The following is a 12,604-nucleotide window of genomic DNA, read 5'->3' on the forward strand; positions in this document are numbered from 1 at the left end:
AACATTATGGTACAATTTTGCTTTTTGTGTAAAAAAAGAGTATGCTAGTCTACAGTGAGGTGAAGGAGTCGTGCCTAATAGCATTGTAGAAATTAAGAAGAAGCTAGATGAACGGATTGGCGAGCATGTTTTAGTAAAAGCGCAAGCTGGACGTAAACGTATTACCACCCATCACGGTATTTTAAGTAAGACTTATCCTGCAGTATTTGTTATTCATTTGAATGATGAACAAGGAACATTGGATCGAGTTTCCTATAGTTATACTGATTTGTTAACACGAAATATTTCAATTGCCTTCGATGAAGCAGAATAAGCTGATAAAAATTAAAATTCATATTTATAAAATAATAAGAGTGAGTAAAAAATACCTTTCAACTGGAAGGCAGTTTTTACCCACTCCTTTTGCTTTAGGAATAGTTAGGAAACAGTAGTTGCATGGATTATAGTTCCGTTAGTATAATTTAACTAACTAAATTATTACAGATAAGGAGGGTTGCCGGATGATAGTTACAGAAAAAGCACCAGCAAAATTGAATTTGAGTTTAGACACGCCGATGCGATATTTTGATGGTTCTCCTCAATGGGATATGGTAATGGTTTCGGCAGACCTGGCTGATTATGTAACTGTTGAGACCCACCGACACCCGACAACAATTAAAGTTTATACAAATAGTGGCTTTTTACCTAATGACCAACGTAATCTAGCATACCAAGCAGCTCATATTTTACGCAGTCGTTTTCATTGTAAAGATGGTGTTACAATTCGGATTAAGAAGCAAATTCCAGTCGCGGCCGGATTAGGTGGTGGCTCTTCGGATGCAGCGGCAGTTTTGCGAGCGTTAAATAGTATTTGGCGGTTGGACTTGAGTTTATCAGAGTTAGCAAAAATCGCATTAACAATTGATTCTGATGTTCCATATTGTATATACAACAAATTAGCTCACGTTACTGGGCATGGTGAAAAGATTGAATTATTACCATCACAGCCTCACTATTGGGCCGTGATTGCAAAGCAAAAGATTAGTGTCTCCACGCCGCAAATTTTACGGCAAATTAATTATGAAAGGCTTCATCATCTTAACAATGGAGCTTTACTGGCAAATCTAAAAAAAGAGGATTGGCAAGAAGCAACAAAATATATGGGAAATGTTTTAGAACCCTTAACGATGAAGTTTTATCCAGAAATCGGTCGTCTAAAGAATAAGATGAAAGAATTGGGGGCTGATGTTGCACAGATGAGTGGGACGGGACCAACTGTCTTCGCAATCTGTCATACAGAATCGCGAGCAAAACGGATTCAAAATAGTATTCGCGGATTTTGTCGCGACGTTCATGTTGTAACTTTGCTCTGATTATATTTAAGGACAAGAGGATAGGAAGAAAAGGCTTTCTCTCTTGTCCTTTTTATTTTTATAGTTGCAATCCCGCATAAAGTTCGCTATTATATTCATTGTTCTAAATAGTAATGATTACGATTAAAAGAGGGAAAGAATGAAAAAATATATTATCGGTATTAGTAGCATTATTGCTTTGTTAGTTATAATACTTGGTTTATCCTTCGTTCCATGGAAATCGATGGGGAAAAATCAAAAGCCAATTAGAGTGGTAACCGGATTGAATTTCTATGGTGAAGTAGCGCAGAAAGTAGCTGGCGATCATGGCCAAGTGATTTCGTTTATTGATAGTGCTTCGGTTGATCCTCATGATTATCAACCCAATACTAAGCAAGCCCAACAAGTTGCTAAAGCCAATGTAGTAATTGAAAATGGTCTCGGCTATGATAGCTGGGTAAACAAACTTGTTAAATCAAGCAGTAACCATAACAAGATTAAAGTAATTAATGTAGCATCTTTAGCCGGCAAGAAAGCTGGTGACAATGAGCATATTTGGTACGCACCTGAGACAGTCGAAAAGTTAGCAAATGATCTTGCAACTCAATATGGTAAAATTGATCCGCAACATGCTAAGGATTACCAAAGAAATGCACGCAAATATTTAGCTTCTCTTCAACCGCTTAATGAAGAAATTGCGAAAGTAAAGCGCCAGGTAAATCCTAATAATAATCGCGTTGCAGTCAGTGAACCAGTTTTTGATTATGCCTTAGAAAATGCTGGTTATCAAATTATGGACAAGCATTTCGAAAAAGCTGTTGAAGATGGGAATGATCCATCACCAAAAGATATTGAAGAAATTCAACAAGCAATCATTAATCACCAAATTGCCTTCTTTGTTGATAATTCACAGACAAGTGATAAAGTTGTTGATAATTTAGTTAAACTTGCCCATGAACATGATGTTCCAGTATTAAAGGTAACGGAAACAAAGCCGAATGGGGATGACTATATGCAGTGGATGCTCAAGCAATACCAAGCATTGTCTCGCATTCAACAAAAGGAGAATTAAGAAGATAATGGCAGTTGTATCAGTTGATGATTTAACGATCGCTTACGGAAACCATACTGTAATCGATCATTTAAGCTTCTCCATTAATGAAGGGGATTTTCTCGTCGTAGTTGGTGAAAACGGGGTCGGAAAAACGACTCTTGTTCGCTCGATGCTTGGTTTTTTAAAACCGAAAAGCGGGACAATAACTATTCCGCAAAGTACACGCCTTGGCTACGTTCCTCAGTTTCGTAATATTGATGAGGAATACCCACTATCTATTCGCGATTTTGTTGCTTTAAATACTAAACCACGCCTTTTACCATGGCTAACTAAAAGCGAACGAAACCGCGTTGAACAGATGATTCGTGAAAATAATCTAACAAAGATTGCTGAACGTCCTCTTGGCTTAGCATCAGGTGGTGAGAAACAACGAGCATATCTTGCTCAGGCATTATTACCTAATCCTAACCTCCTTATTCTGGATGAATCGACTGCGAGTCTGGATAATGAAATGAAGTATGAATTGCTAGATCTTGTAACCCGTTTTCAACAAAATGGTTTAAGCGTAATGTTTATTACTCATGATTGGGATTTAGCAGAACAATACGGGACACGTTTCTTGTACCTTTCTCCCGGTTCTTATTCCACTGGGCCAATTAATGAGTTACCCAGTCCGATAAAGGGGGATAAAAAATAATGTTGACTTTAAGTTTTATGCGTCATGCATTTATCGCTAGTACGTTTATTGCGATTATTTGCGGGATTATTGGAGTCTTTGTCGTTGCACGAAATTTATCATTTTTAACACATACCTTGTCTGAAATTGGGTTTGCTGGTGGTGCTTTTGCCGTTTTTGCTGGATGGCCAGCACTAAATGGAATGATTTTGTTTACCATGTTAAGTTCAGTTATTGTTGGACAAATGAGTATAAAAGAATCACGACGAGAAGCCGTTATTAGTGCTGTTTCGGCACTATTCATTGGCTTAGGGATTCTTTTCTTATCTTTGAGCAGTCAGTCAGCTAGCTCAGCAACGAGTATTTTATTTGGTAGTGTAGTTGGAATTAGTTCGAATGAGGTCTGGCAGCTTGTCTACCTTTCCGTTCTTGTTTTGATCATCTTGTTGTTGATGTATCGCCGCCTTAAATTTGACTCCTTTGATGCGATTGGTGCGCAAGTCAGTGGGATAAATCAAACAGTGATTTCTGTTGTTTTTCTTTTACTGCTTGCTCTAAGTGTTAGTGTTGCTGCTCAGATTGTTGGTTCTTTGCTAATTTTTATTCTTCTAACGTTACCTGCTGCTAGCGCTAAATACTTTACGCATGGCGTCGCGCGGATGATCGTTTTAGCAATTTTATTTTCACTGTTAGGAACATGGCTCGGTCTCTTTCTTGGTTATTTGACAGAATGGCCGGTCAGCTTCTTTATCGCAGTAATTGAAGTTGTTATTTATGCAGTAGCTTTGATTTATAGTAAATTTATTGAATCAAATTGATTTTATTGGAGAAAGCTGTGGCATCTGGTAGGTTAAAATAGCACAATAGAATAATGGCCTTCATCGTCCGGTAAAGCCGAACGTTGGAGGTCTATTTTTGTTTGTAGGAGCTCTTAGAGGTTAGTTTTGCGTCGAAAAATGAAGCTGCGATAGATTTCTCCTTTGCGCCATTTTTTCTCAGTAAATGCTAAATTTTTGCCGAAAAACCGAACATTTTATGTTAAAATCAATGTTAATTAATCCTTTTTGAAAGGCAGAGAAAGAACATGAAAATTAGACGGAGTAACCGATTGGTGGACATGACACGTTACTTGCTTGAACATCCGCGATCATTAGTATCGTTGAAGTTTTTCGGAGAACGTTACGACTCAGCTAAGTCATCAATCAGTGAAGATTTAGGGATTGTTAAACATACCTTCCAAACTTGGGGACAAGGACGATTAGAGACAATTCCTGGTGCAAGTGGTGGGGCAGTATTAACACCATTTTATTCTAAAGAAAATGCTCAAGTGGCCATTAATAACTTGGTTGACCGGGTTAATGATGATTCACGTTTGTTACCAGGTGGCTATGTTTACTTATCGGATTTAATCGGCCAACCGGAAATCTTACGGCAGATTGGTAAGTTAATCGCTACTCAATATGTTGATGCTGATGTTGATGTTATTATGACAGTTGAGACTAAAGGAATTCCGATTGCGCAAAGCGTTGCGATGTATATGAATAAACCATTCGTTATTGTTCGTAATAGTTCGCACATTACTGAAGGACCTACTGTAAGTGTTAATTATGTTTCTGGCTCCGTTCAACGGATAAAGAAGATGGAATTGTCCCGTCGTACATTATCAGCTGGGGCGAATGTCTTGGTTGTTGACGACTTTATGAAGGGCGGCGGTACGATTAATGGGATGAAATCTTTGATTAAAGAATTTGATGCTAACTTGGTTGGAATCACTGTCTTTGCAGAAGGGCGTCCAGTAAACGGACAACGGTTAGTCGATAACTGTACTTCATTAATCAAAGTGGAAACTAAAGATGGCACGGAGAAGAAAATTGCAGCACAAGCAGGAAGCTTCATGGAAAACGTGTTTGATAAGAAAGTAGAGAATTAGGAAATGACAAAACGTAATGCAATTATTTTAGCTGCTGGTAAAGGTACACGGATGCGCTCAAAGTTATACAAAGTTTTACACCAAGTTTGTGGTAAGACAATGGTTGAGCATGTTTTAACCCAATTGGAAAAGGCCAAGATTGATAATATTATTACGATTGTTGGTTTTGGAGCGGAGACAGTTGAACAACAATTGGGACATCGTACTAAGTATGCTCTTCAGGAACAACAACTTGGAACTGGGCATGCCGTAATGCAAACGAAAGACCTTCTTGCAAATGAAGATGGTGAAACTATTATAGTTAGCGGTGATACTCCATTATTTACCGCTGAGACTTTTGAAAAGCTCTTCGAATATCACGAACAACGGCATGCGGCAGCCACTATTTTAACTTCTATCGCTCCTGACCCAACTGGTTATGGTCGGATAGTTCGAAATGATGTTGGAATCGTTGAACGCATCGTCGAACAAAAGGATGCCACTGTTCAAGAACAGGCAATTAAGGAAATTAATACTGGGGTTTATTGTTTTGATAACAAGAAACTATTTGCAGCCCTTAGCAAGATTACGAATGATAATGCGCAGGGTGAGTATTATTTAACTGATGTTATTGGCATCTTAAAACAAGAAAATGAGATTGTAACAGCCTACAAGATGGATAACTTTGATGAATCAATGGGGGTAAATGACCGAGTTGCTCTTGCACGCGCAAACAAGGTAATGCGTAACCGGATTAATACTCATTGGATGCGTGAAGGAGTTTCAATGATTGATCCTGAAACAACTTATATTGATGCTGATGTTAAGATTGGTCGTGATACCGTTATTGAAGGTGGCGTTGTAATCAAGGGTCATACAGAAATTGGTAACGATTGTTATATCGGTGCTGGTTCACGGATCACTGATTCCAAGATTCACGATGGGGTTAAAATTATTTCTTCTACTCTTCAAGAAGCAGAAATGCACAATGGCAGTGATATTGGTCCTAATAGCCATCTCCGTCCAGAAGCCGAAATTGGCGAAAATGTTCACATTGGTAACTTCTGTGAGGTCAAGAAGGCTTACATTGGTGAAGGAACAAAGGTTGGTCACTTGACTTATATCGGTAACGCTACTTTAGGTAAGAATATTAATGTTGGCTGTGGTGTAGTCTTTGTTAACTACGATGGGACAAATAAGCACCATACCAATGTTGGTAACCATGCCTTTATCGGTAGTAACAGTAACTTAGTGGCTCCAGTTAATATTGCTAAAGATTCATTTGTGGCTGCAGGTTCGACCATCACAGATAGTACGGAACAATATGATATGGCAATTGCGCGGGCACGGCAGGTTAATAAAGAAAATTATGCTAAGAAGCTCCCGTGGTAACTTGCTTTTTGCCTCACTAATTTATATTATGTAAGTGGTAGTAGTATAACTTTTATTAATCAGCGGAGGACCTAATGACACAGCAATATTTTGATCAAAATTTAAAAATCTTTGCGTTAAATTCAAACCGTCCCTTAGCAGAAAAGATTGCTAAGCATGTCGGTGTTGATTTAGGAAAATTATCTGTTAATCGTTTTAGTGATGGTGAGATCCAAATTAATATTGAGGAAAGTGTGCGGGGAGACAATGTTTATGTCATCCAGTCGACTTCTGCCCCAGTTAATGACAACTTAATGGAGTTGTTAATTATGGTAGATGCGCTTCGACGTGCTAGTGCCAAGACGATTAATGTGGTGATGCCATACTATGGTTATGCCCGTCAAGACCGAAAAGCACGGAGCCGTGAACCAATTACTGCTAAATTAGTTGCTAATATGTTGCAAAATTCCGGTGTTGATCGGATTATTGCACTTGATCTTCATGCCGCACAAATTCAAGGGTTCTTTGATATCCCTGTCGATCATTTGATGGGTGCTCCTCTTTTAGCAGAGTATTTTATCAACCAGGGTGTTGCTGAAAATGCAGTTGTTATTTCTCCTGATCATGGTGGAGTAACACGGGCACGAGCACTTGCTGAGTTCTTAAAGTCGCCAATTGCGATTATTGATAAGCGGCGTCCACGGGCGAACGTTGCTCAAATCATGAATATTATTGGGGACGTTAAGGGTAAAAAATGTATTATGATTGATGATATGATTGATACTGCAGGAACTATTAGTTTAGGTTCGCAAGCCTTGATAGATGCAGGAGCAGAAGAAGTCTACGCATCATGTACTCATGCGGTATTATCTGGCCCAGCAATTGAACGTTTACGTAATGCACCGCTTAAAGAAGTGGTTGTGACGGACTCAATCCAATTACCAAAGGAAAAACAAATCGATAAAATCAAGCAGGTATCAGTTGCGCCACTAATTGGGGATGCAATCAAACGGATTAACGAAAATCGTCCTGTTAGTCCATTATTTAAGCAAGTATTCCAAAGTGCACAATTGGAAAAGTAATAATACTTAAAGTAAACTGAATTTAGTAAATAAAGTGAGGTCGGAAGGAAAATAGTTTCGTTTTCTTTCGGCCTTTCTTGTTTCCCATTTCTGTGTTTAAAAGAAGATAAAGATTTAGGAAAGACAAACAGTCATTATCAATTCATGTTATAATACGATGTGAAATAAGGAGGAGAAAAATGACAACAATTAAGTTTTTCAAAAAAGCAATGGTTGGAACAGCTGCAGTCGCTACTATCTTTGCCCTAGCTGGTTGTGGTAAACAATCTGCGTCAAGTAGTGATACAAGTTCTTCCAGCACATCGTCGTCTGTCCGTTCTTCCGAAAGTAAAGCTTCAAAGGCTTATCGTACAGCTAATAAGCTTATCCAAAATCATAATTATGAAGGAGCATATGAACAATTAAGCCAATTAAACGATCATAATGCTCAAACGGAAGCACTTGCTGATGATTTACAAAGCTATATGGATGCCCAAAAAGCATATGAAAATGGCGATTATGATGGTGCTAAGAACAATTTGAAATCACAAAAGTCTACTAGTCCGGCAATGCGCAATGCATACGCTGACTTACAAAGTAAAGTAAGTTCTGCACAAGGTTCTACTAGTTCTCAAACTTCATCATCTACTAATAGCAAGCAAACAAATAAGCAGTCTGGTTCTACAAGCTCAGCAACCCAACAATCATCCTCTGCTGCTAACCAAGCTGCATCCGATGCAACTAGTGATAATGTAGTACAACAATTTGCTAATAAGATGGGCTTTAGTGGCTCCCAAGGTTACCAAATTATGCCAACTGGTAAGACTGGTAATGTTTACAAATTTGAAGTACGTCAAAACAATAGTGATAACACTGTTGCTAACTTAATCGGTATTTACCAATACAATAGCCAAACTGGAGCGGTAACAAAGATCGCTTAATATATAAAAGATGACAAAAAATAAAAGCAAGAGGTGTAACTTTTTCGAAAGTACGCTTCTTGCTTTTTATCTCTGTTTTACTTAAGAACATATTCTTCAATCGCTTTGCCAACCCCATCATGATTATTATCAGCGGTTGTTACGTCAGCGATCTTTAAGGTGCCAGGAATTGAGTTTCCCATTGCTACTCCCAAGCCAGCAAATTCGATCATTGAATCATCGTTTTGCGCGTTACCGAGAGCCATTACTTCTTCTTTTTTAATTTCTAGTTCTTTACTAAGTAATTGAAGGGCATTTCCTTTACTTGCTTGTTTATTCATGAATTCCAAATAAAAGTCTTCGCTGCGGACAATTGAAAAGCGATCACGCATTTCTGCCGGAAGCTCTGTCCATGCTTTGTCAATTTGTTCTTTAGTATCAACCATCATTGCTTTGGCTATAACGTATTGATCTTGCATTTTGGAAAGTTCTTCAAAGGTGCGGTAACGGATTGGCATACTTACAAGATCTGACTCGTAGACGGTATATGGACTTAGATCTCGATTAATTGTGTAGATGTAATCTCGCGTTTCAATTTGGGACTTGACGCCTTCTTTAATACAATAAGTTTGCCAGTCGGCATAATCATCGAAAGACATTGTGTAATTTACCAAGACGTTGCCACTAGTTGATTGGGCTAGTGCACCGTTGAAACTAATAACAAATTCGTTATCTGAATCATTTAAGCCCAATTGGTCAAGGTATGCTTTTACGCCAGTCATTGGGCGGCCAGTGCATAAGACGATCTTTACTCCTTGTACGCTGGCTTTTTTTATTGCGGCAACAGTTTGTGGTGTGATTTCACGCTGGTCATTGATTAATGTTCCGTCGATATCGATTGCGACTAATTTAATTGGCATTATTTTTGCTCCTTTGGGTTAATAATATGATTATTCTTGATATAGCTTTGGAATTCTTCATAGATTGGTTCGAAAATTTCAATATTGTTTCGCGTTTCAAGCATCTCTTTTGGGAAAAAGAACCGTTGATCTCCGGCTTCTCGTCCGGATACGCTAGCGACTAAGGTACTAACTTGGGATAACTCAATAAAATCGCCATTAGGTTGGAGAAGCTCAATTTGCGTTTGGGTATTAGAATCTTGTGGATGATAAGTATCATATGGGAGTTTAAAGCTATCGTTAACTGCGGTGTAGTACTGGCTATTAAATCCAGCAGTTTGGATGAGTTTGCGCAAAGTAGGTAAAAATTTTTGTGTATTTTGATCATAAATGACTGATTTAAATGGACGGCGATTAAGAAAACGACTAGCAAGGTCACTTAAAATATCATCACGAGAATGGGTCCAATGAATAAAATAAGTGGTTAAAACACCATCGTCAAGCGCCAAATAGTCATCCAGGGTGAACTTACCATTAAAAAATGGCATCAGCATATGAGGGGTGAAGTCAGGTTCAAAGTCATTTGGATGCTGGTAAATATGTTTTGCCCGCATCAAGAGGTGGTCCAAGATAACTTCCATTGAACGGGAAACGGGATGGAAGTAGACTTGCAGATACATCTGAAGTCGGCTGATAATGTAATCTTCTACCGCATGCATCCCCGAAATTTCAAAGGCAATCCCTCTCTTAACCGGTCGCATAACATGAAGAACACGATCAAGATCAAACTTTCCGTAGTTTGTTCCTGTGTAATACGCGTCTCGCTGTAAGTAGTCCATCCGGTCCGCATCAACCTGACTTGAAATCATTTGAACTACTTGAGGATTTTCATAAGTATGATCGATTACACTGGCAACTTGATGGGGGAAGTCAGGTGAAACCCGTTGTAATATCTTGTTGATATTAGTACTACTATCAGTGATCAACTGGCGTGTAATTTGCTCATGGTTTGTATGGAAAATATGTTCAAATGTGTGGGAATAAGGCCCATGCCCTAAATCATGGAGGAGGGCTGCGCATAAAGCAACCGGTCGTTCATGATCATCCCATAGGCCATCGCCAGGCTGCTGACTAGGATAGTTTCGTTGAAAATAGTTGCACATTTGGCGGGTAATTTCATAGACTCCTAAGCAATGGCCAAAGCGGGAATGCTCGGCACCATGAAAGGTAAATGAGGATGTTCCTAGTTGCTTGATTCGTCGTAATCGTTGAAACTCAGGAGTATTAATTAAGTCCATAATAATTTGATTATCGACAATAATTTGTCCGTGAATTGGATCCCGAAAAACCTTTTCACGGCGAAGTTTTTCGTCATAAAAGTGATTCATATTAATCTTCTTTCTCTAAACGTTCTTGTAAACGTTCCATGCTGATTAGTTCTTTATTGAGGGTTGATATAAAATTAGGTGACCATATTAAGTTATTGAGGCTGTTAGGAGTAGTAATTTGAACGACTGATTGGATTCGCTGAATTGCATCGTGAACGCTTAATTGCGTATTAAGTACTTTAGAAACAGTCGTCATCGCCCCCGGCCAAACATCTGGGAAATGCCACTTGTTTTGATTTTGTTGCAATCCTGTATCGTAGAAGTCACGAATTAACTTACCCCGATCTTGTTGATTACCACCGACGCTTAAGTAGAGCATTACTGTAACGCCTAATTTGTTTCGGCGTTGAGAGATTCCGCCGATCTTTTGGCCGTTAACACTGATGTCAAAACTTCCCGGACAGTACGAATGAGTGATTTCCCTAGTAGCGATTGCTAGGTTAGGGAAAGCTGCCTGAATTAGGTCAACCATCCGCTGGTATGCTTCATCAATAGTTAATTCATGGTCTTCAAGGTGCCAGGGATAGAAAATTGACAGATTTAAAATACCGTCGTCGCTCACAACTGCCAATCCCCCTGAATTACGCATGAAATAGTGGAAACCATGGTGCGTAAGTGTAGTAAGGGCAGTTGATAAATGTGGCAAGCGTTGATCTTTTAATCCTAAAATAACCGTATCTTCTAATGTCCAAAAATGAAGAAGGGGGAATTTAAGGTCGTTGGCTGAACGTAACAAAGCGTTGGTATAGATGAAAGACGAAAGATTGTCTGCGGGAGATAAAGGTTGAATAAACTGTTGAAAACATTGATTCTTAAAATTAGGCATCGTACTTCTTCTTTTCTGTGAAATAATATATCTATATTATACAAGAACTCGTGAGAACATGGACGTTTCACGGGGTATTTATTAGTAAAAAGAGTATAATAATGACGATGAAGAAAGTGAAAGGAGGAGGTTATTATCAAAAGTGTAATTCCTGTCCATGTGGATCTCTCAACGATCATTGATCAGAATGGACAGCAAGAAAAATTTACCTTTACTGAAGAAGGTACTTTTGTTGAAATGAATGGCAAGTATTATTTACGGTACATTGAACACCAAGATGGTCAAGAAACGCCGGTGCAAATTAAATTTGAAGATGAGCTGATTCGCTTAAGAAGGCGTGGAAATGTCGAAACAAACCTATTTTTAGACCCAACACAAGAAACCATCATGCGGTATCAAACAGAATACGGCATGATTAAAATTGATGTGTTAACAGAAAGTTTGGAAAAAGACGTTGATGTAAAGGCCCCGGCTGGTCACCTTTCTGTTAAGTATCAACTAAAACAAGCGGGACAATTAATAGGGAGTTACCAACTAGAATTGCAATTTGCTGCTTAATATTGTATGATGTAGTTTAGACTTTTTGAAGGGATGTGCACCAATTTGGATTTAAAGGTTTTTGACGGTCAGGACAAATCAGAACTTTCAATGATTGAAGTCGCACACGCTATTTTAGCTCACCATGGAGAAGCAATGGCGTTTGTTGATTTGACCAACGAGGTTCAGCAATATCTGGGTAAGAGTGATGAGGAAATTCGTGAACGTCTTGCACAGTTCTATACTGACTTAAATGTTGATGGCAGTTTTATTTCCCTTGGTGACAACACCTGGGGTCTGCGTGCTTGGTATCCATTCGAATCTATCGATGAAGCCACAGTTGGTGAAAACGAAGAAGATGAAGAGGATGATCGTCCAAAGAAGAAGCGGCGTAAAGTCAATGCCTTCCTCGCAGACACCGATGACGATGACGATGTAATTGACTATGACAATGATGATCCTGAAGATGAGGATCTTGATACTGACGATGATGCCGATTCTGAAGATGATTATGATGACGACACTGATGACTTCAGTGACGACGATGATGATCTTGATGATGGTATTGAAGGTCAGCTATCAGAATTACATGATGAAGAAGATGAAGACGAGGATGACGAATAATTTTCAAC

Annotated in this window: 14 protein-coding genes; 11 read left to right on the plus strand and 3 right to left on the minus strand. The window is 38.8% G+C overall.

Annotation, left to right across the window (positions count from 1 at the left end; genetic code table 11):
• Positions 1–70 precede the first annotated feature (70 nt).
• From H5S10_RS06405 to H5S10_RS06445, 9 genes are all read left to right on the plus strand, one after another.
• Positions 71–313: a Veg family protein gene (locus H5S10_RS06405; protein ID WP_003665581.1), complete on the plus strand. Its 243-nt coding sequence runs from the start codon at positions 71–73 to the stop codon at positions 311–313.
• A gap of 187 nt (positions 314–500) precedes the next feature.
• Complete coding sequence (gene ispE / locus H5S10_RS06410; protein WP_182586533.1) at positions 501–1,352, plus strand: 4-(cytidine 5'-diphospho)-2-C-methyl-D-erythritol kinase; 852 nt, start codon at positions 501–503, stop codon at positions 1,350–1,352.
• A gap of 139 nt (positions 1,353–1,491) precedes the next feature.
• The gene (locus H5S10_RS06415) at positions 1,492–2,403 is read left to right on the plus strand and encodes a metal ABC transporter solute-binding protein, Zn/Mn family (RefSeq protein WP_182589098.1); all 912 of its coding nucleotides are present in this window, start codon (positions 1,492–1,494) and stop codon (positions 2,401–2,403) included.
• 7 nt (positions 2,404–2,410) lie between these two features.
• Positions 2,411–3,082, plus strand: coding sequence for a metal ABC transporter ATP-binding protein (locus H5S10_RS06420; protein WP_094501089.1), 672 nt, complete (start codon positions 2,411–2,413; stop codon positions 3,080–3,082).
• On the plus strand, positions 3,082–3,879 hold the full coding sequence (locus H5S10_RS06425; RefSeq protein WP_182589099.1) for a metal ABC transporter permease: 798 nt from the start codon (positions 3,082–3,084) through the stop codon (positions 3,877–3,879). The genes H5S10_RS06420 and H5S10_RS06425 overlap by 1 nt, the downstream gene beginning before the upstream one ends.
• A 266-nt stretch (positions 3,880–4,145) precedes the next feature.
• Entirely contained in the window at positions 4,146–4,991 is an 846-nt protein-coding gene (purR, locus tag H5S10_RS06430; protein WP_182589100.1) for a pur operon repressor, read from the plus strand.
• 3 nt (positions 4,992–4,994) lie between these two features.
• A complete protein-coding gene (gene glmU, locus H5S10_RS06435) occupies positions 4,995–6,362 on the plus strand; it encodes a bifunctional UDP-N-acetylglucosamine diphosphorylase/glucosamine-1-phosphate N-acetyltransferase GlmU (RefSeq protein ID WP_182589101.1) in 1,368 nt (455 codons plus the stop codon).
• A gap of 74 nt (positions 6,363–6,436) precedes the next feature.
• The gene (locus H5S10_RS06440) at positions 6,437–7,423 is read left to right on the plus strand and encodes a ribose-phosphate diphosphokinase (protein WP_003665588.1); all 987 of its coding nucleotides are present in this window, start codon (positions 6,437–6,439) and stop codon (positions 7,421–7,423) included.
• Positions 7,424–7,602: 179 nt separating this feature from the next.
• Complete coding sequence (locus H5S10_RS06445) at positions 7,603–8,343, plus strand: hypothetical protein (RefSeq protein ID WP_182589102.1); 741 nt, start codon at positions 7,603–7,605, stop codon at positions 8,341–8,343.
• Between the two features lie 77 nt (positions 8,344–8,420).
• On the opposite strand, the gene yidA is transcribed toward H5S10_RS06445, so the two are convergent.
• Genes yidA through H5S10_RS06460 form a run of 3 tightly spaced genes read right to left on the minus strand, consistent with a single transcriptional unit; the run spans position 8,421 to position 11,435 of the window.
• Positions 8,421–9,242: a sugar-phosphatase gene (gene yidA, locus H5S10_RS06450; protein ID WP_182589103.1), complete on the minus strand. Its 822-nt coding sequence runs from the start codon at positions 9,240–9,242 to the stop codon at positions 8,421–8,423.
• Positions 9,242–10,609 (minus strand): HD domain-containing protein, encoded by a 1,368-nt coding sequence (locus H5S10_RS06455; protein WP_182589104.1) that lies wholly within the window; start codon positions 10,607–10,609, stop codon positions 9,242–9,244. The genes yidA and H5S10_RS06455 overlap by 1 nt, the downstream gene beginning before the upstream one ends.
• A gap of 1 nt (position 10,610) precedes the next feature.
• The gene (locus H5S10_RS06460; protein ID WP_182589105.1) at positions 10,611–11,435 is read right to left on the minus strand and encodes a lipoate--protein ligase family protein; all 825 of its coding nucleotides are present in this window, start codon (positions 11,433–11,435) and stop codon (positions 10,611–10,613) included.
• Between the two features lie 159 nt (positions 11,436–11,594).
• Between H5S10_RS06460 and H5S10_RS06465 the strand changes: the two genes are divergently transcribed.
• Together H5S10_RS06465 and rpoE are read left to right on the plus strand one after the other, a co-directional pair.
• Positions 11,595–11,993: a DUF1934 domain-containing protein gene (locus H5S10_RS06465; protein WP_134988485.1), complete on the plus strand. Its 399-nt coding sequence runs from the start codon at positions 11,595–11,597 to the stop codon at positions 11,991–11,993.
• A gap of 45 nt (positions 11,994–12,038) precedes the next feature.
• Entirely contained in the window at positions 12,039–12,596 is a 558-nt protein-coding gene (gene rpoE, locus H5S10_RS06470) for a DNA-directed RNA polymerase subunit delta (protein WP_003674609.1), read from the plus strand.
• Positions 12,597–12,604: the final 8 nt, after the last annotated feature.

The sequence above is a fragment of the Limosilactobacillus balticus genome (assembly GCF_014145615.1).
Classification (GTDB): domain Bacteria; phylum Bacillota; class Bacilli; order Lactobacillales; family Lactobacillaceae; genus Limosilactobacillus; species Limosilactobacillus balticus.

Coding starts and splice junctions, on each gene's coding strand:
- yidA (WP_182589103.1), bottom strand. CDS start 9,242: ATGCCAATTAAATTAGTCGCAATCGATATCGACGGAACATTAATCAAT.
- H5S10_RS06445 (WP_182589102.1), top strand. CDS start 7,603: ATGACAACAATTAAGTTTTTCAAAAAAGCAATGGTTGGAACAGCTGCA.
- H5S10_RS06420 (WP_094501089.1), top strand. CDS start 2,411: ATGGCAGTTGTATCAGTTGATGATTTAACGATCGCTTACGGAAACCAT.
- H5S10_RS06440 (WP_003665588.1), top strand. CDS start 6,437: ATGACACAGCAATATTTTGATCAAAATTTAAAAATCTTTGCGTTAAAT.
- H5S10_RS06460 (WP_182589105.1), bottom strand. CDS start 11,435: ATGCCTAATTTTAAGAATCAATGTTTTCAACAGTTTATTCAACCTTTA.
- H5S10_RS06425 (WP_182589099.1), top strand. CDS start 3,082: ATGTTGACTTTAAGTTTTATGCGTCATGCATTTATCGCTAGTACGTTT.
- purR (WP_182589100.1), top strand. CDS start 4,146: ATGAAAATTAGACGGAGTAACCGATTGGTGGACATGACACGTTACTTG.
- ispE (WP_182586533.1), top strand. CDS start 501: ATGATAGTTACAGAAAAAGCACCAGCAAAATTGAATTTGAGTTTAGAC.
- H5S10_RS06415 (WP_182589098.1), top strand. CDS start 1,492: ATGAAAAAATATATTATCGGTATTAGTAGCATTATTGCTTTGTTAGTT.
- glmU (WP_182589101.1), top strand. CDS start 4,995: ATGACAAAACGTAATGCAATTATTTTAGCTGCTGGTAAAGGTACACGG.
- H5S10_RS06455 (WP_182589104.1), bottom strand. CDS start 10,609: ATGAATCACTTTTATGACGAAAAACTTCGCCGTGAAAAGGTTTTTCGG.